Annotated in this window: 14 protein-coding genes and 1 pseudogene; 11 read left to right on the top strand and 4 right to left on the bottom strand. The window is 67.3% G+C overall.

The genetic code is table 11. The features are described 5' to 3' along the window. Nucleotides 1-16: 16 nt before the first annotated feature. The 11 genes and pseudogenes from ACIBK3_RS14860 to ACIBK3_RS14810 all read left to right on the top strand — a co-directional run bounded on the left by ACIBK3_RS14860 (nt 17) and on the right by ACIBK3_RS14810 (nt 12,544). Nucleotides 17-1,729 (top strand): SulP family inorganic anion transporter, encoded by a 1,713-nt coding sequence (locus tag ACIBK3_RS14860; protein ID WP_399365469.1) that lies wholly within the window; start codon nt 17-19, stop codon nt 1,727-1,729. Between the two features lie 305 nt (nt 1,730-2,034). Next, nucleotides 2,035-3,250, top strand: a pseudogene (locus tag ACIBK3_RS14855) (globin domain-containing protein). A 1,062-nt stretch (nt 3,251-4,312) separates the two neighbouring features. Beyond that, nucleotides 4,313-5,794 carry a helix-turn-helix domain-containing protein gene (locus ACIBK3_RS14850; protein ID WP_399365467.1) on the top strand — a complete coding sequence of 494 codons (1,482 nt, stop codon included), beginning with the start codon at nt 4,313-4,315 and terminating at the stop codon, nt 5,792-5,794. A gap of 41 nt (nt 5,795-5,835) precedes the next feature. Continuing rightward, nucleotides 5,836-6,366, top strand: a complete 531-nt coding sequence (locus ACIBK3_RS14845; protein WP_399365465.1) for a helix-turn-helix domain-containing protein — start codon at nt 5,836-5,838, stop codon at nt 6,364-6,366. 154 nt (nt 6,367-6,520) lie between these two features. Beyond that, on the top strand, nt 6,521-7,237 hold the full coding sequence (locus ACIBK3_RS14840; protein WP_399365463.1) for a ParA family protein: 717 nt from the start codon (nt 6,521-6,523) through the stop codon (nt 7,235-7,237). Beyond that, nucleotides 7,234-7,932 (top strand): hypothetical protein, encoded by a 699-nt coding sequence (locus tag ACIBK3_RS14835; RefSeq protein ID WP_399365461.1) that lies wholly within the window; start codon nt 7,234-7,236, stop codon nt 7,930-7,932. The genes ACIBK3_RS14840 and ACIBK3_RS14835 overlap by 4 nt, the downstream gene beginning before the upstream one ends. A gap of 125 nt (nt 7,933-8,057) precedes the next feature. After that, nucleotides 8,058-8,360 (top strand): hypothetical protein, encoded by a 303-nt coding sequence (locus ACIBK3_RS14830; protein ID WP_399365459.1) that lies wholly within the window; start codon nt 8,058-8,060, stop codon nt 8,358-8,360. Between the two features lie 382 nt (nt 8,361-8,742). Further along, nucleotides 8,743-9,246, top strand: coding sequence for a hypothetical protein (locus tag ACIBK3_RS14825; protein ID WP_399365457.1), 504 nt, complete (start codon nt 8,743-8,745; stop codon nt 9,244-9,246). A 48-nt stretch (nt 9,247-9,294) separates the two neighbouring features. Continuing rightward, complete coding sequence (locus tag ACIBK3_RS14820) at nt 9,295-11,637, top strand: hypothetical protein (protein ID WP_399365455.1); 2,343 nt, start codon at nt 9,295-9,297, stop codon at nt 11,635-11,637. After that, the gene (locus tag ACIBK3_RS14815) at nt 11,634-12,371 is read left to right on the top strand and encodes a hypothetical protein (protein WP_399365453.1); all 738 of its coding nucleotides are present in this window, start codon (nt 11,634-11,636) and stop codon (nt 12,369-12,371) included. Before ACIBK3_RS14820 ends, ACIBK3_RS14815 begins: the two co-directional genes overlap by 4 nt. After that, nucleotides 12,368-12,544, top strand: a complete 177-nt coding sequence (locus tag ACIBK3_RS14810; RefSeq protein ID WP_399365451.1) for a hypothetical protein — start codon at nt 12,368-12,370, stop codon at nt 12,542-12,544. Before ACIBK3_RS14815 ends, ACIBK3_RS14810 begins: the two co-directional genes overlap by 4 nt. Before the next feature lie 63 nt (nt 12,545-12,607). Here ACIBK3_RS14810 and ACIBK3_RS14805 read toward each other — a convergent pair whose 3' ends face one another. From ACIBK3_RS14805 to ACIBK3_RS14790, 4 genes are all read right to left on the bottom strand, one after another. After that, nucleotides 12,608-14,533, bottom strand: a complete 1,926-nt coding sequence (locus ACIBK3_RS14805) for a UvrD-helicase domain-containing protein (RefSeq protein ID WP_399365449.1) — start codon at nt 14,531-14,533, stop codon at nt 12,608-12,610. Between the two features lie 3 nt (nt 14,534-14,536). Beyond that, nucleotides 14,537-16,417: an AAA family ATPase gene (locus ACIBK3_RS14800; RefSeq protein WP_399365447.1), complete on the bottom strand. Its 1,881-nt coding sequence runs from the start codon at nt 16,415-16,417 to the stop codon at nt 14,537-14,539. 392 nt (nt 16,418-16,809) lie between these two features. Further along, nucleotides 16,810-17,037, bottom strand: a complete 228-nt coding sequence (locus ACIBK3_RS14795) for a helix-turn-helix domain-containing protein (protein WP_399365445.1) — start codon at nt 17,035-17,037, stop codon at nt 16,810-16,812. A gap of 161 nt (nt 17,038-17,198) precedes the next feature. Next, nucleotides 17,199-17,411 carry a pentapeptide repeat-containing protein gene (locus ACIBK3_RS14790; protein WP_399365609.1) on the bottom strand — a complete coding sequence of 71 codons (213 nt, stop codon included), beginning with the start codon at nt 17,409-17,411 and terminating at the stop codon, nt 17,199-17,201. Nucleotides 17,412-17,511 lie beyond the last annotated feature (100 nt).

Genomic DNA, 17,511 nt, shown 5'->3' with positions numbered 1-17,511 from the left:
CGGCAGAAGGAGGATCATGTCCCAGAACTCGGGCCGCCCTGCTCCACGATGGCGCCGGAAGATGCCCGGGCTCGGGACACTGCTCGCCTACCAGCACTCGTGGCTGAAGAGTGACGTACTGGCCGGGGTGACCGTCGCCGCCTATCTCGTCCCGCAGGTGATGGCGTACGCGGGCGTGGCCGGCCTGCCGCCGGTCACCGGGCTGTGGGCCATCCTGCCCGCCCTCGGCCTGTACGCGCTGCTCGGCTCCTCCCGGCTGCTCTCGGTCGGCCCCGAGTCCACGACCGCGCTGATGACCGCAACGGTCGTCGGTCCGCTGGCGGCCGGTGATCCGGCCCGGTACGCGACCCTGGCGGCCACGCTCGCGATCACGGTCGGCGTCCTCTGCGTGGCGGCGTGGGCGGTGCGGCTCGGCTTCGTCGCCGACCTGCTCTCCCGGCCCGTCCTGATCGGCTACCTGGCAGGCGTGGCACTGATCATGATCGTGGACCAGTTGCCCAAACTCACCGGCATCCGCACCTCAGGCTCCGCTTTCTTCCCCCAACTCTGGTCCTTCGCAAGGCACCTGTCGCGGCTCCACCTGCCCACGGTGTTGTTCGCCGCCGTGGCACTCGGGATCCTCTTCACGATGGCGCACTTCTTCCGCTCGGCCCCCGGCCCTCTGCTCGCCGTCGTGTTCGGCACCGCGGCCGTGGCCGTCTTCGACCTCGACGACCGGTACGGCCTCAAGGTGATCGGCGACGTCCCGTCGGGCCTGCCCGGCGCGGCCGTGCCGGACCTGACCGACCTGCCACACCTCGTCCTCCCCGCCCTGGGCGTCCTCCTCGTCGGCTACACCGACTTCGTCCTCACCGCCCGGGCCTTCACCCGGCGCGACGACGAGGGCCCGGGACTCGACGCCAACCAGGAGTTCCTGGCCCTGGGCGCGGCCAACCTCGGCGCCGGTGCGCTGCACGGCTTCCCGGTGAGCAGCAGCGCAAGCCGCACCGCGCTCGCCTCGTCCGCCGGCGCCCGCAGCCAGATGTACTCGCTTATCGCCGGGGCGGTGGTCCTGGCAGTCCTGCTCTTCCTCAGTCCCCTGCTGGCCCGCACCCCGTCGGCCGTCCTCGGGGCGCTCGTGGTGTACGCCGCCGTCCGCCTGATCGATGTGACGGGCTTTTGGCGACTGGCGTCCTTCCGCCGCCGGGAACTCCTGTTGGCGCTGGGCTGCCTGGCCGGGGTCCTGGCCCTGGACATCCTGTACGGCGTACTGGTCGCCGTCGGCCTGTCCGTGGCTGAACTGCTCACCCGGGTGGCCCGACCCCACGACGCCGTCGAGGGGCTGGTGCCCGGCATTGCCGGCATGCACGACATCGACGACTACCCCCAGGCCAGCACCATCCCAGGCCTTCTGGTCTACCGCTACGACTCCCCACTTTTCTTCGCCAACGCGGAGAACTTCCGCCGCCGGGCGTTGGCCGCCGTCGACGAACAGACCAGTCCGGTCCGCTGGTTCGTTCTCAACACCGAGGCCAACGTCGAGGTCGACATCACCGCTCTGGACGCCGTCGACGAACTCCGCCGCGAACTCACCGAGCGCGGGGTCGTCTTCACTCTCGCCCGGGTCAAGCAGGACCTGCTGGACGACCTGACGGCGTACGGCCTCACGGACACCGTCGGCAGCGAGCGGATCTTCCCCACCCTGCCGACGGCCGTGGCCGCGTACCGCAAGTGGTGCCGCGACCAGTAGACCGCCCAGGGCGCCAGGCACCGCAGCCCGCCGCTTGCGAGCTGCCTGAGAAGGGCGCCGCAGTCGGCGCTCACCCCGGTAGTTGTACAGGACAGGGCCGTCGGGAGGTCGCCCCCAGGCCGTGTGGTCCTGTGGCGAAGCGCGTCGTGGGGGCCGATGTTCCCGAATCGATGGGGCCCTTCGGCCCCTCTTCGCCCAACGCCGCGAAACAGCGCCGAAACATGGTCCGGTGCCTGCTACACAGAAGATGCCGCCCGATGCGATGCGGCGCACTTCTCACCTCGTCCCACTGCCCGGGAGGCTCCATGCTGTCCGCAGAATCCGCCGCCGTGATCCGTGCCACCCTGCCCGCCGTGGCCGGAGCGCTCGACGAGATCACGACACGCTTCTACGGCGCGATGTTCCGCGACCGGCCGGAGCTGCTCGACGGTATGTTCAACCGGGGTAACCAGGCCAGCGGGGCCCAACGCCGCGCCCTCGCCGGTTCGATCGCCGGATTCGCGACCGCACTCCTCGACGACCCCGACACCCGCCCGGACGCCCTGCTGGACCGCATCGCGCACAAACACGCCGCGGTCGGCGTCACCGACGACCAGTACACGATCGTGCACAAGTACCTGTTCGGCGCGATAGCCGAGGTACTGGGCGAGGCGGTCACCCCTGAAGTGGCGGCCGCCTGGGACGAGGTGTACTGGCTGATGGCCGGTGCCCTGATCGGCCGTGAGGCCCGCCTCTACCAGGACGCAGGCATCGAGCCCGGCCGCATCTGGCGGCAGTGGACGGTCGTCGAGCGCCGCACCGAGACCGCTGACACCGTGTCCATCCTGCTGCGCCCGGCCGACGGCGAACCAGCCCCTCCTGCACGGGCCGGCCAGTACGTGAGCGTGCGCGCCCTGATGGCCGACGGTGTGCACCAACTGCGCCAGTACAGCCTGTCCTCCGATCCGGGAGCGGAACTGCGGCGGATCACCGTGAAGCGGGTGACGGGTGCGGCCGGTGAGCCGGACGGCGAAGTCTCGAACCTTCTCCACGCCCAGGTACGCCCCGGCAGACGAACTGACGCTGTCCGCGCCCTTCGGCGACGTCTTCCTCGACGACCCTGCCGACACCACCACCCCGGTCGTGCTGGTCTCCGCGGGCATCGGCTGCACCCCCATGACCGGCATCCTGGCCCACCTCGCCGCCCTCGCCTCATCCCGCCCGGTCCTCGTCCTGCACGCCGACCGCTCCCCCGCCGACCATGCCCTGCGCACCGAGACCCGCCGGCTCGCAGACCAACTGCCGGACGCCCGCACCCTGTTCTGGTACGAGCAGCCGGGCACGGAAGAACCCGAGGCCCGTACCGGCCTGATGAACCTGGACGGCATCGAACTGCCCGACGACGCCATCGTGTTCCTGTGCGGCCCGCTGCCGTTCATGCGCGAGGTGCGCGGACAGCTGCTGCGTACCGGCGTTCCGGCCAGGCGCGTCCGGTACGAGGTCTTCGGACCCGACCTGTGGCTGCCCGGCCCGTCGGCCTGAACGACGTCGCACATCCGCCGAAATGGCAGGCCATGATCGCACCACGAGCAGCGAAGAATCCCCTGGCGGGCCCCCGCCCTGACAGCCGACCACCGCCACTCAGCGCCTCATCGGCCCGACTGTTCGCCGCGCCAACCTCATCCGCAAGGCGAACCAGCGCGCAAGCTCACACCACCCTGCCCAGCGGCAACACGCTCGACAACCTAAAAGGGTGCGGATTCGACCCGGATTCGACCCGAGGGCCCCAGAAGCCACAACGAACAGTAGTTGACCTGCAGTGATGCTGATTCTTGCCGCTGTACCGAGCATCCGCCGACAGAGGAGTTCCACAATTTAAACTAAGCGGACATTTTCGGGCGATTGATGCCGCGCAGTGAGTAGTAGCACTCGCCGTCGCCGCCTACGGCTCCCCCGAGCGCGAACCGAATGGCCGCACCACGCGGCACTCCACTCTGGCGACTAGGGGTTGAACAGAGCAAGGCTCTGACCAGCCGCTTTACAGAAGTTCTTCCGCCTGACAGAAGCCGCCTTGCCGAGCCGACGCAACCTTCACGACCCTGATTCCAACCACGGCAAGCGGGGCGACGAGGCCCCGCCGAAAGGGACGGGAACCCCATGCCCCACATGACCGCCTTCGCCAGGAACCAGTGGTACAGCTAGCGCACCTTTCTGACCTGCGCTTGTGCGGGGGCGATGAGGCTGTGACCTGCTAGGACGGGTTGCAGAGGCGATCTGAGGCAGTCAGAGGAAATCGCTCTGATTCGACCCCGATTCGACCCGGGTCGCTCGGAGGCAGTCAGAGGCATCAGCCTCTGCAACTGGTCTCTGAGGGACCTGAGTTGGCCGGTGTGGATCAAGAGTGGACCACTCTGGCGGGGCTCTGTTTCGACCTCGGTCGAGCTGCGAGGGGGACGCCTGCCTCCGCTCGGGGCCAGGCAAACGAGGGCCTCCAGGACGGCCATTCTGGAGACCTTGCTGGCGCCGATGGAGGTCGGTTCCGGACACCACCCGTGGTTTTAGCGGGCCTGGGTGGCGTCCACGTCTTTGCGAGACGACCCCACCGTGCCAAACAGCACCCATCAAGCCCTCTCTCAACAACACTTCACCCAATTCCGCGGAATTCTCAGCCCCGCCCAACTTCCGTCGGCCGCGACCGATCTCATTCTGCTCGGAGACCTCACCGGCCGCTACGCCACCGGCAGTTACAGCAGGCTCGCCTCCGACGGCCGGACCGTGTCGCTGCGTCCAGACCGCCAGGGTACGGCCGAGCACGGTCACCGGATCACCGCGGCCATCGCCTGCCACGTGGCCCGTGCTGGCGGAACCGTCGACCAGCTGACGCAGCTCCTGCTGCACCCCGAGCACGACGGCGGCCGGCACACCCGGAACATCGCGCTGCGCTCCGGGCAGTCACGCGCCCTGGACTACATCCACCGGGTGTGGGCCAGCGCCTCGGAAGCGGTCAGCACCACCAGGGCGTTGGGATCCCGGCACGACGCGTACGAGGTGCTCGCCGCGCTGCGCGACCGCATCGAGACCACGCCCTGGCGCGGGGAGCGGGGACGGACCGCGCTGCGGGTGCTGCGGGCACACCTGAACTTCGCCGAGATCGCGGGCGGTCTACTGCACCACGCCAGTGAACGGCAGACCGCCGAAGAGGCAGGCATCTCCCGCACGACGCTGCGGGCTGTCTACGAAACGGTCCTCAAGCCGCATGGCTGGCTGCGCCGTCTGCGAGTCGGCCACGGCCGGGAGGGCTCCACCTGGTACCTCAACGCTCCGCCGTCTCGTTTCCGGACCACTCAGTTCCCCCCCGACCCGGCACTTGAGGAGTGGCCCACCCCTGAGACCGGCGCGGCGGCCGACATCGACTCCACCGTCATCGGCCGGCTGATGGGCCACGACGCCTTCGCCCACCACGGCCTCGGCAGCTCCGCCCTCATGCTCATCAGCGCTCTGCACCAGCGCACCCACCAGACAGTTGCTGAGCTCGTCAGTACCTCATCGGTCTCCCGCGCCACCACCTATCGGACCCTGCGACGCCTGACCAGCCACGGCCTCGTGCAGCACACCGGGGAGACCTGGGCCCTCGCACCGCATGCACTGGAGGGCCTCGGCAGCAACCTCCACCCCACTCCCCCTGCTACCAGGCTCGACACCGTGCCGGCACAGGGCTGGGACACGGTGGCCGAGCGGTACGGCACCACAGGTCTCGCCACCCAGCGCAAGGCCTTGCACGCTGCCCAACGCGCCGCGTACCGGGAGGCGTTGGATCGGCTTACGGACCACCGCAGCAAGGCCGTGGTGATCGTCCGCGACGGCCGCCAGGTCCTGATCCCCGCGCCGCGTCCCGACGAGATCCCCTCCGCCTGGCACGCCCCCGGCGGGTCTGTCCTCGATCCGGTCACCGGCCACACGATCCCCGACTGGCGGGTCGCCACCGACGGCCGCCTGATCCTCATCACCCCGGCTGATCAGCGCAGTTACGACGAGTTGGCCGCCGCCCATGCCGAAGCCCTCAGCGAATGGGAGTCCGCCGCATGACCGCACAACACCCTCCGACCACCTCCGCCGAGGGGCAACGTATGACCCCGGAGGCCTTGCGCGAGCAGTACGAGTCCGGTGCGACGGTCGACGACCTCGTCACCGCGAGCGGCTTGTCGTACGGCACGGTCCTCAACCGGCTGCACGGCGCCGGGACCGTGATGCGCACCTCGTGGCAGACCCGCAGGATGCGCCAGGACCCAGAGGCACGCCAGCGTCTCGCCGCCCGGCTTCGCACCCTGTACGAGAAGCACGGCTCCACCCTCACTGAACTCGCCGCAGCCGCGGGAGAGACAAGGCGTGCTGCCCGACGCCTGCTGATCGAGGCCGGCGGCACCGTGCGCACCACGCAGCAGACACTGCGAATGCGCACCGCAGGGCGGGCCGCCGAGCGGCAGAAACTCGCGCTGTCTCTGCGGGCGCGATACGAGGCTGGAGCCACGGTCCCGGAGCTTGCCAAGGAGTGCAACTACTCCGTGGCCACGGTCTACCGGCTCCTGCACCAGGCAGGCACTCCCATGCGGCCGCAGCACCGACATGGCCCCACTCGCCACGACGGGCAGCGGCCATGACCGCACCAGACAGAGCCCTCGACCGCTCCCATCGCGCCGATCAGATGCGGAAGTTACCCGTAGCCCATCCCGGCCGCATCTGTGCGGCGCGGGCGCCTCCCGACAGACCCCTCACAAGACAACTCCCCTTCCCTATCTAGGAGATCAAGCACACGTGAACGAGAACACCCGTCACAAGACCCTGGCTGCGGCCACAGCGAGCGCCTGGGACGCCTTCGTCATCGTTGTCGGCATGCTCAAGGGCGGCACCGGCAAGACGACCTCCGCCTGGTTCATCGCCCTCTACTACGCCGTCGTTCTGGGCCTGCCGACGCTGCTCCTGGACGCGGATGCAACCAGCCAGTCCGCCTATGACTGGTTCAAGGTCGCCCAGGCCGAGGGCTTCGAGATCCCAGAGCACCTGGTGGTCGAGCGGTACCCGTTCGATGACATCGCCGAGTACATCCGTGAGAAGCGTGCCGAGTTCGGCGCGATCGTGGTCGACGCTGGCGGCGGGAGCGCGAAGCTGTTCCACGAGGCTGTTACCGAGGCGAACCTGCTGCTCGTGCCGGTCGCCCCCACCAAGATCGAGCGCCGGAAGCTCGTGGCCACCTTCGACGAGGCCGAGCGCGCCGCGGCCCGCAACGACCGCGGCGTCACCGCCCACGTCGTGCTGGTCAAGGCCGACGACCGCACCAGCCTGCCCCGCAACGCAAAGGACAGGCTCCTGGATCCCGCCGAGGGTGAGGGCATCGGCCCGGACCGCGACGAGCCGTTCCCGCTCGCCGAGACCGTCATCCATTCCTGGGTGCACTACATGGAGGCCTTCGGCGAGATCCCCACCGAGCTGAGCGAGTACGCCAACCTGATGAAGGAGCTGACCGAGGCATGAGCGACAAGAACGAGAGGCCGAAGCCTCCAGCCCGCCGCGCCGGTCGCACGCTGGGCGGGGCCAGGAATGCGGCCCCGCCTCCTCCCCCGGCCGCTGAGCTCACCCCCGAGCAGTTCGCTGCTGAAGAGGCCGCCGCCCTGGGCGACAGCCGTCCCGGCCGGACCGAGACGGCCCCGGAAGTGGCGGAGCTCTCTGCCCAGCCGACGGTTGAGGTCACGCGGAGCGGCCCCGTGCCGGAGCCGGCCACGAGTCAGCCGGTTCGCCCGGCCGTCGTCGCCCCAGAAGCGGGGGCCGGGGCCGCTGGCGAGCCGGTGGAGCGGCAGGCCCCGCCTGTGGTCCCGGCTGCCGAGGTGGCCATTCGCCCAGCAGCTCCTCCAATAGCAGGCGGCACGACGTTCCCTGTGAGGACCGAGGGCCCGGGATACCAGGAACAGAACGCTCGATCGCAGGAGGCGCCCAGCGAGGGTACGCCGTATGCGCACGGGCCCGGTCGCCCCTCGGACGTTCCCGACGCCGCCGTCGTTCTCAACCAGCGCATCATCGCGCGCGAGAGCCTCGACTCGTCGGTCCCCGCTGCACTGAAGCTCAAGAAGCGGATCAAGCGCTTCGCGCTGGACAACGAACTCGATCACCTGCCCATAGGCGACATTGTCTCGGTCGCGCTGGATGAGTGGCTTACCGCCCGCGGCTTCTGAACACGACCGCAGCGCGCAAGGTGGCCGCATCCACGCCAGGGCGCGGCCACCTTCCCTGCCGACTATTCCAATAGCCCAATAGGCGGATAGCTATCCGCCTAGGAGGATCAACCGGAGCAGCTCTCGTGCCCAATCACTCCCGTCACGCACGCCTACTACGTGAAATCGCCGACGCTCTCGACACCGAGTTCCAGCCAAGCGACGACGCTCTCACGCCCCACCCGGACACGCTCGACATCATCAGCAACCGGCATACCAAACGCGGACAACTCAACTACGCCGTCCCCGATGTCCTCCACCTCCAGCGACGCATCCGCCGCTACAACGCCGAGACCGACATCGCCCACGGAGACATCGTCGCCCTGGCCCTCGATACCTGGCTCCGGGCAAAGGGCTACCCGCCCGATCCCGATCTCTCATGCCCATGACCGACATCCTGTAAGTCGGCGCCTACCATGCACCCTTTGCGCCATTCATTCAGGACCACTTGCACCGTTGTCGCCCATGTTCCGATTCCCGAAGTGCACCCACGGGAAGTGCCGCCGTCGGGGAGTTTCAACCTCAGGTGACTCAGTACTTGACTCCCGCCACAAATCGGGAACACCCGTGCGAATTAAATGCCACCTCCGGGGGAACGAATTCGCCTGACCGAATATGGCAGCTGCATGTTTGGCGGGAATACGCCTTTATCTCCGCCTCCTGGACGCTCGTAGCCTTGTGGGATCTTGCGGCCTTGCCGTGACCTAAGTTCACCGTTCGGGGGATTCAATGGGAGATCAGCTGTCGCTCGCGACAGTGGCCACGTCAGCCATGCCTCAGATATTCACCTTTCTCTTTGGCCGTCTCGGTGCTGTGCTCGACCGCCGTAGCGGAAATGACACCGCGGCCACGACCGAGCCGGCCACCTGCCCAGTCCTGGTTGAACCGGAAGCTCCCCTGCTCATTCACGACGAGGAGCTGACCGAGCAGCGGATTCGCCGGCTGGAAGCTGTGGCCCGGGAATTGGCCGTCTACCACCGCAACCCCGCTCTGATTCGACGCGATGACGAGCACCTGCTGCAAACGATGAGTGAACTGCGCGACGACCTGGAGGCGATCTACGGGCAGCCTCTGTCCTTCACGGGCGAACGGCGTTCTGCACCGGGCGTGAGAGTCAGGCAGATCCTTGACGAAGTCGAGGCAGACGGGGTGGCCCGGGCAGTCAAGGTGGGACAGGTGACCGCCGAAGCGTCAGCCGACATCGAACAGCGGACCCGAGTTGTGCGCCAAGGCGGCGAGGTCACTGCACTCGAAATCGACGGCACGCTCGGATAGCTCTCGCAGTCTGACTGGGATTCCGGGCGACACACCACGGGGGTACGGGTGAACGATCAGCAGGACTACGGGCTGAGGCCACCTCACGAGAACGGCCAGCGGTCCGAAGGCCCGCGCTGGGGCGAGACCAGCTCTTTCAAATCCACGGACACATCGCAGACGCCGGACAGCGTACCGCCGGACGCGGATGAGCAACTGGATGAGGAGCTGCAGGAGCGCCTCAAATACCTTCTGGACACGGAGGCGGTTAAGCGTCTCCGGCAGATGGCCCTGCTCAACCTGGGCGAAATGAACGCCCTGAAAGTCACGGCGAGTTTCGAAAACCCACTTGATCACAATGAGTTTTCGGACACCTACCTCAATGCGCTCCGCACCGTTTACGTGCACCCGCAGGGAGGTGACTCGTTCGACGACATCTATCAGCGGTGGAAGAACCCCGGATCTGTCGTGGTACTCGCCCAGAAGCCGAGCACGGGGCGCACGACCAATGCGTGCGCGCTCCTCGCGCAATTGCGTCATGAATTCCCGGCCGTGCGCGTGGGACCGCTCAGCTTCGGCGGTGGTCTGGAGTTCCCCTTGCGCCGCCTGCCGCAGGCGGAGAACCGCGGCTACCTGCTCGAACTCCCTCCTGATGAGGAAGGATTCGAGATAGCCGACACGTTCGGTGCAACGATCGAGCGATTGCAGTACACGCTGAAACGTCGCAGTGCCCGGCTCGTGGTGCTGAGCACACCGGAGCAGTGGCGCCGCGTGGGCGGTGGTGCACCTGACGGCATCAAACCCTCCCTGGGGGTGCCCTCGCCCTTGGAAATCGCTCGCAAGTGGCTGGGCGCGGAAGGTCCACCTGATCTGCCGTTCGACCGATGGTTGACCGATGACGACATCATCGCCTTGCTGAATGGTCAGCCACCGGTGGAGGCCCTGGAGATCGTCAGTCTCATTCTGGATGCGCACCATGCCAACGACAGCAACCTGCCCAACCTGGAGGCGCTGGCACGTAAACGGAAGAGCGGCGGTGACACACCGTTCGACCGGCAGGTTCTCAGCGTCATCGCGGCCCGCAACAACTGGCGTCCCCAGCTTCTGGCTTGGCACAAGGAGTCCGGCCGTACCAGCTTCCAGCGCAACTTCCTGCTGGCCTGCGCCACCTTGCGCGGAGCATCCGTTGCGCACGTCTACGCCAGCACGGCCGACCTGGCATCCGTCTTCGGGGACGGTGACCCATCCCTGAGGGGACAGCAGGAACCCGGCGTCATCGAGATGGTCGACTCGATCAATGCCGAACTGCTGGCCGACGACACCGTCACCTTCAACCGCCCCGAGTGGGACGACGCGGCACTGGAGTACTTCTGGGTCGATCGGCCCCTGTCTCGGGTGAAGTTCCTGGAGTGGCTGGCGGACGCCCCCTTGAAGAAGCCCAAGGCCGCGCTCGAAACGCTCACTGATGCAGAGCGGCAGACGATGGCCGAGCGCATCGGGAGCTTCGCTCTGCGGTGGGCGGTACGTCATCGTCGACAAGAACCACTGCGCCAGCTGGTCTGGTGCTGGCACAACACCCCGCTGTGGCCATCGGCCGTGGAACTCCTCACGTCAGCCTGTCTACAGACGGCCAGCGCCTCCTACATCCACGAAATGCTCCTGCAGTGGGCCAGGACAGGCAACGCCGCCCAACAGCTGGCCACCGTGCAGGTGTGCGCCGGGGAGTTCGGGGTCCTCCACACCGGCAAGGCGCTGCGGCGGCTGCGCCATGCAGCCGGCTCGGGAGACCCGGACGTGCGCCGAGCGCTGCAAGGAGCCGTGCACAGTCTGTGGAGCGATCCCAGCGCGCGCCGGACGCTATTCGGCTACGTCATCGACTGGTGCAGGGATGGTGGGACCAAGCTGGTAGCCGGGCAGGAAGCATTCAGGGCCCTGGCCGAGTCGACACACCCCGATGCTCCCACGCTCCCAGCCCTGCTCCCCCACAGCGACGAGGCGGAATTCACGGCTCCCATCGCCGATCTGATTGTCGGCTGGCGAGCACTCCTTCAAGGTACGGAAGGAGTCGAGCAGGACGGCCAGGCATCGGCAGTCGTGCGTCTGTGGCTGGAAGCGGCGCTCAGTCATCCCCACATACACGCTGACGTGCTGAAAGTCTTGAGCACAGCGGTGAAGCTCCCGGAGCAGGCCGACACGCCAGGCGAGAGCCCCCGCGACCGGCTGCGGGCAATCGCACGGCAATGGGCCAAGGCCGCCGCCCTCCAGCAATCGGCAGGCCGCATCGAGCTCCCGTCTGCCGGGCTGGCCCACCGCGCCGTGTACACGGAGCTCACACAACTACTCGACGACGGCATCATCGAGACCTTCCAGCAAACCCTAACTGAGGCCGGCAACGAGGAAGAGCCTGCATGATGCGACGCCGCACGCGCCGCGACAACCCTTCCGAGCTGGCCCGCCAGACGTGGACGTCCGTCTTCCACGACCGCCCGGAAAGCCGTGATGCAGGCCTGTCATTCGATGCAGTCATCCGCGTTGAATGGCGTCACTCACCGCATGGTCCGACGAACCCGGACGCCCGCCATGCAGCAAGCCGCGTCGCACGGCTCATGGTGGAAAAGCAACTGGCCAGCGACTCAGTGCTCCGCATCGCAGCCGCCGAACAGGAACTCGCAGCGGCGCTACGTGACCAACTGCCCCTCCATCGTGACGGCATTGAACTACTCAACGTCAGCGTGACCCTGCGCGTCGACGACGACGCAGCGGAACGCGCTCGCCTCATAGAACGCGCCCGGCATGAGTTCGAACTCGACGAGATGGACCGCCGTCAGGCTCGCGCCCGCGTGGAGTTCCTGCGCGAGGAACTCCTCGCGAATCCAGCAGCAGCACGCCTGTACATGCTGCTCCAACACTCCTCCCGCATCGGCGGCCCACCCGAGGGAAGCGATCCCGAAGAGCTGGTTCGGCAGATCCATCAGTGGCATCCGCATTCCCGCTGGGTGCTCATCGCCCAGACACTGCACACGTTCGTCGGCAGGCTCACGGAAGACAACGCGCAGGACTTCCTGAAAATCCTGCGCAGCGCGATGACCACACTCGGCCACCGGCACCTGGCCGAGGAGATCGCGGCCGCTGAGGAAGCGGAGTGAACCTCAGCCTGCTGCGCTGGGTACTGGACCCGCGCACGAGCCTGCTCGCGCGCCGCATCCGCAAGAACAGAGGTCACGAAATGTCCCCGGACACAGCCTGGCGGCTGGCCCGGTTACAGCTGCACCCCGACGAGGTGCCCTACCGCAACCATGGCCACGGCCCGCCGTCTTGACCAACGCCGGCTGACCGGGCTCAGCGCCTTCACTCGCACCTTGCTGACGGCTTGAGCTCCGAATCAAACGGTGGGGAGCGCATTGCGCGCGTGGATCTCGAGGACAGACCAGCCGCGGGCCGTCATCGCCTCGACGTACGGTTCGGCTCTTGTGCGGTGCGCGGCGAAGGCGAGCAGGTGAGTGGGGCGGGTGGCGCCCACGAAGACGAGTTGCGCTGCGCGCTGGATCGTGACCAGGGCCTTGGAGGCGTCCTGCTGTCGGCTCAGGAGTCCGAGGACCTCGTGTACGTCGTATTTCTTGCCGCTGCGTTCCAGGCATTCGAGGATGAGTGTGGCCGCGTGGGTTTCGCCCTTGGCGCTCTGGATCGATCCCGCGACCGACGCCACCACACCCTGGTCCGCGTCAGCCGACGCATCGGGCACGGGTGCTGGCTGGGCGACGTACGGGATGTGGGCAAGGGGATCTGCGAGACGGGCAACCCCCTTCAAGGGGCTCTGGGTCAGGTCGGGCAGGAGCCGCAGAAGCCGGCCAGTGAGAACTGCCCATTCGACGTGGCTGTCGAGTGGGCTCGTCAGCATGTCGTGCAGGAGCAGGCGTGCCCGGCCTCCAACGGTGGCCGGGTCTCGGTCCAGTCGCCTCAGCAGGGGCAGGCTGCCGGAACTGGCGAGTCGGGCTACGTCACGGATTGCGTTCCACAGGAGTGTGACGGCTGCGTGGTTGTCGCCGGATTGCCGCTGATTCTGGGCGGCGCGGGTCGTCGTGATGAGACTGCCGGTTGTCTGGGCAGGCGTGGTGGTGAAGCCGGGTACGTAGCAGGAGAGGGATTGGGGAAAGGCCTTGGCGCTTCCCCGCGTGAGGCGGGCGCCCAGGACGCGGGGTGGGTTGTCCAGGAGCAGCTGGCGGGGGACTGTGGCCGCTGCCATCCGTTCGAAGTTCGGTACGACGTCGGCGACGGTGTCGTCGTCGAAGAGCAGGAGGGCGACGGTCCCGTCGTGGCCGGCGCCGTCGATGCGTTGGCGGCGGTGGACCGTTAGGTCGCTGGCGAGTGCTGCGATCTTGCTGCCGAACCTGCGGCTGACGGGGAGTTGGGCGGCGTGCGGCAGGGGGAACGACGAGGGCTGTGCGGCATCCGGTGCGTCGGCGAAGATGCGCTGGTTGACGTCACCCACGCGCTGGACGACCGTGCCCGGCGGGCCGAAGACCTTGTCGAGCAGGCGTTGCTGGAGGTCGCTGGTGTCCTGCATTTCGTCCAGGAGGACGAAGGGGAAGCGATGGGCGGCGGCCAGCGCGAGCTGGGGGTGATGAAAGAGGTGATGCTCGGCGAGGGCGAACATGTCGTGGTAGCGGAAGATGCCTCGCTCGGTGAGCGTTTCCTTGAGCGCGGCGAATTGTTGGCCACTGTCACTGGATGCTTTGAAGGGCGGGGTGCCGTCAGGTCCTGTCGCGATCAGGTCTCCGGCGTCGCAGACGTAGCGGGCCTCGGCGACGAGTGCGGGGCCGTTCGTGCGGTGCCCGAGTGCGGTGTTGAGTTTCCGGAACCGGGGGTGGCGTTCGAGCAGCCGGAGGGCTTCGTCCGCGTAGGCGTCGTCGTCTACGGTCTGGACTTCAATGCCCCCGCAGCGCAGGGCCGGCAGGGCGAGGAAGGTGTTGGTGAAGGCCTGGATCGTGCCGATGAAGTGCGGGTACTGCAGCAGGCGGCGTCCCGCCGGTGTGGCGGTGAGGCGGTGGGTGATCTCGTCCTTGGCCGTGTTGGTGTGGGACAGGACGCAGATGCCGCGTGTAGGCGAGGCCCATGCCTGACCCAGGAGGGCCAGCTTGAGGCCGATCAGGCTGGTCTTGCCCGAGCCGGGAGCTGCCTGGAGGTCCAAGGATTCCGCGCTCTGGATGAAGTTCCACTGTTCCTGGTGCGGCAGGTCGAGGCCAAGTTGCTGGGCGAGGGCTTCGACCTTGTCCTTGATGAAGGCGTCAGGCGCGTACAGGGGTGTCATCGCTCAGACCTCGCTGCACAGGTACGTGAAGGCGGCCACGAGGTAGTGCGGCAGGTCCTCATCGGTCACGGGCGTGGTCTGCAGGAGCCGTGCGGCGTGCTGGGCTGCGATCGGCTTGTTGGCCCGGCCCATACGCAGGGGCTCGTAGATGTCCAAGGCCGCCTTTTCCAGCGGTACTTCGTCCTCGCGCCACTTCTTGACCTGTTCCTGGGCCAAGCGGTCCAGGTCGGCGAGTTTGTCCGCGGTGGGCCAGGTGGTCTTGGAGGCGACGGCGGCGCGGACGGCCTGGTGCATGAGGGTCGCCATGGTCCAGGAGGCGGCGGCCAGGTCGTACTCCAAGGTCCAGTGGTCGGAGACGAAGGTGCGCACGTGGCCGCTGTCCCTTTCCTTCAGCCCGGCAACGTACTCGGAGATCTGCTGTTGGGTCATCTCCGCCGAGCACTTGAGCTCCTTGCGCATCTCTGCCGAGGTGCCAGCGGGCACCAGATCCCGGTCCCGGATGCAGGCCACCGCGACCGAGATCTGCTCGCCGTCGCGTTGGAAGATCCGGCTGTAGCGGAAGAGACCGACGCCGCCGACGTTGACGACGCTGACGCCGCATTCGCTGAACGACCGGCCGACCGCCTGGGCGAGGGCGGGCAGGAGAATGGCTTCGGCGTCGCCTTCGACGATGGCGACGCTGCGGGCGAAGAACAGGTTGGCCTTGGTCACGTCGAGGAAGCGGGTGAGAAAGGCGTAGTCGCCCTCGTCGAGCCGGGTCAGCCCTGGGGCCAGGCGGAAGGTAGATCCGCGGGCGACCAGGGTGAGGTGTTCCACCGGGATGGCCGAGGCCAGGTTCGGACTGTGCGTGGTGAGGATGACCTGGACCGGAGGCGTCCCAGCTGTCTGGGCGGCCTCGGCACGTTCCCGCAGCAGGTCCATGATGCGGGTCTGCAGCTGCGGGTGGAGGTGGGCTTCGGGTTCCTCGATCAGCAGCAGGGGCGCGAAGGCGCTGTTTCCGAGCAGGAGCAATTCGGCTGCCATGAACAAGGCGTTGTTGTAGCCCAGGCCGTGCCGGGTCCACTCCCCCGTTCCCGCGAACAAGGTCAGCTCCAGCCGCTCCAGCGCACGGGCCAGGGTGGCGTCGCCGGCGACTCCGATCTCGCCGCGCAGGATGTCGGAGCCGATGGAGAACTTCTGCAGGTAGCCGGTGTTGATGTCATTCCGGGCCGCCTTCACCGCATCGTTGTCGCTGATGTGGTGTTCCGCGCGGCGCAGGATTCCGACCAGGGTGCTGGCGCTGTCACTCTCCTCGTCGAAGTCGTTCTCGCCCTGGGCGCGCATGGCCGGGTAGCCGGCAAGGATCTGCGACAGCCGCGATCCCCGGCCGGAGCGCAGCTCCGCCTCCGCATCCCGCAACGGACGTAGGTAGGTGGCCTTCAGCAGTTCACGCGCGGCACCGTCCAGGGCCGGCCCCTGCCCCTCGCGGCCGGTGCGCGTGGTCACCGAGACGCGGTGCGGAGGCAGCGGGTCCATCAACTCCGCCTTGACAGTGACGTAGAGGGCGACGTTGCCGTCGTCGTCGGTAGTGAGCAGTTCCAGGAAGACCGCTTGTTCTTCCGTCGTCAGGTCCGTGAAACCACAGGTGATCTTGAAGGTGTTGGCGCGTCCGTCCGGTGCGACGTGGAAGTCGTCACGGGTGATGCGGTAGAAGTCCGCCGCTGTCGTCAGCAAGCAGAGCCGGATCGCATCGATGATGGCCGTCTTCCCACTGTCGTTCTCGCCGACGAGGACATTCGTGGCGGGACCGAACTCCAGACACAAGCTGGCGTCCGCGTCGCCATCCTTCCTCGGCGTCGAACCGAAGATCCGAAAGTTCTCCGCGTACAGACAAGCCAGGTACAACTACGCCCCCGAGAGCCTGAGGCCCGCGCCCTCGACGACACAGGCGGTCGCAACCGCCTCAAGTTCCCCACCCGTACGCGGTCTTGACGCATCATACGATTGACCCCAACACTTGCGCCCCACGAACGAAATACATCCCCACTGCTAGAAATGGGCACGTCAAATAACGTCGGCCGCCTCCAGTGTCAGGGCACGACAGTCAGATCACCCTGGCGCGGCCGGAAGAGGGATCAAAGGGAAGCACCCACAGTCGGCACGCACGGCAGTGCGTCAAGAGCTGGGCGCCTCGACGGGCGCCTGCACACCACACGCGCGGGCCTCAGGACGAACCGCCAGACGGCAAGAACAGGCCACGACCCCACAGGTCTGACGAAATCACGATCCTCGGATTGTCAGCTCGAACCACCAGGGGCCGATTTACCGGATTCTTCCTGGGCGATGTGATTGACGGGTTCCCCCGGTTCTACATCGAGCCCTGAAGCGATGTCCAAGAGCGTAAGAACGCTGGGGCTGCGCTGTCCGTGCTCGATATAGATGAGGCCGCGGAAGCTCAGCCCGCTGCGCTCTGCGAGTTCTTCCAGGCTGTATCCCCGTTCCTCCCTGAGGCGACGGATTTGCATACCCAGGGACAGGAGTCGCGGGTCCGGTGACGGTTCACGTGCTGGCACACGGCGACTCGACCGTCACACCTTTGCGCGCACCATGAACAGCTGTGCATAACTACTGGTTGTAGCGGACAGCATCGCTCTGACGGACAGCAACAAGCCGTCGCGCACGTTCCCTAAACTAGGTCCGCCCCACTGTTGCCCGCCCCTTGAATACGCCACTTGCCGCCCCCGATCGGCACACAGCGCCGCCGCATGCTCTCACCAAGGACATCGGGCCAACGCGTTCGCTCTGACCAAACGACCTCGGTCAGGTCTGCGTGGCTCAGGTTCGCGCCGGCCAAGTCCGCGTGGCTCAAATTCGCGTCGGCCAGGTCCGCGCCGGGCAGATTCGCGCGGGCCGAGTTCGCGCGGTCAGGTCAGCGCCGGCGCTGCCGCCGCGCTCGCCATTGGGCCGCCGCCGATCACGTACCCGGTAGGTGACCCAGG

This window comes from Streptomyces sp. NPDC050287, from assembly GCF_044459385.1.
Classification (GTDB): Bacteria; Actinomycetota; Actinomycetes; order Streptomycetales; family Streptomycetaceae; genus Streptomyces.
Note: the sequence above shows the minus strand (reverse complement) of the source record. Positions and strands in the feature narration are given on the sequence as shown.

Bases quoted from the DNA above. Each gene is read 5' to 3' on its own strand.
- ACIBK3_RS14860 (WP_399365469.1), top strand. From the start codon at position 17: ATGTCCCAGAACTCGGGCCGCCCTGCTCCACGATGGCGCCGGAAGATG.
- ACIBK3_RS14845 (WP_399365465.1), top strand. From the start codon at position 5,836: ATGACCCCGGAGGCCTTGCGCGAGCAGTACGAGTCCGGTGCGACGGTC.
- ACIBK3_RS14835 (WP_399365461.1), top strand. From the start codon at position 7,234: ATGAGCGACAAGAACGAGAGGCCGAAGCCTCCAGCCCGCCGCGCCGGT.
- ACIBK3_RS14825 (WP_399365457.1), top strand. From the start codon at position 8,743: ATGCCTCAGATATTCACCTTTCTCTTTGGCCGTCTCGGTGCTGTGCTC.
- ACIBK3_RS14815 (WP_399365453.1), top strand. From the start codon at position 11,634: ATGATGCGACGCCGCACGCGCCGCGACAACCCTTCCGAGCTGGCCCGC.
- ACIBK3_RS14805 (WP_399365449.1), bottom strand. From the start codon at position 14,533: ATGACACCCCTGTACGCGCCTGACGCCTTCATCAAGGACAAGGTCGAA.
- ACIBK3_RS14795 (WP_399365445.1), bottom strand. From the start codon at position 17,037: ATGCAAATCCGTCGCCTCAGGGAGGAACGGGGATACAGCCTGGAAGAA.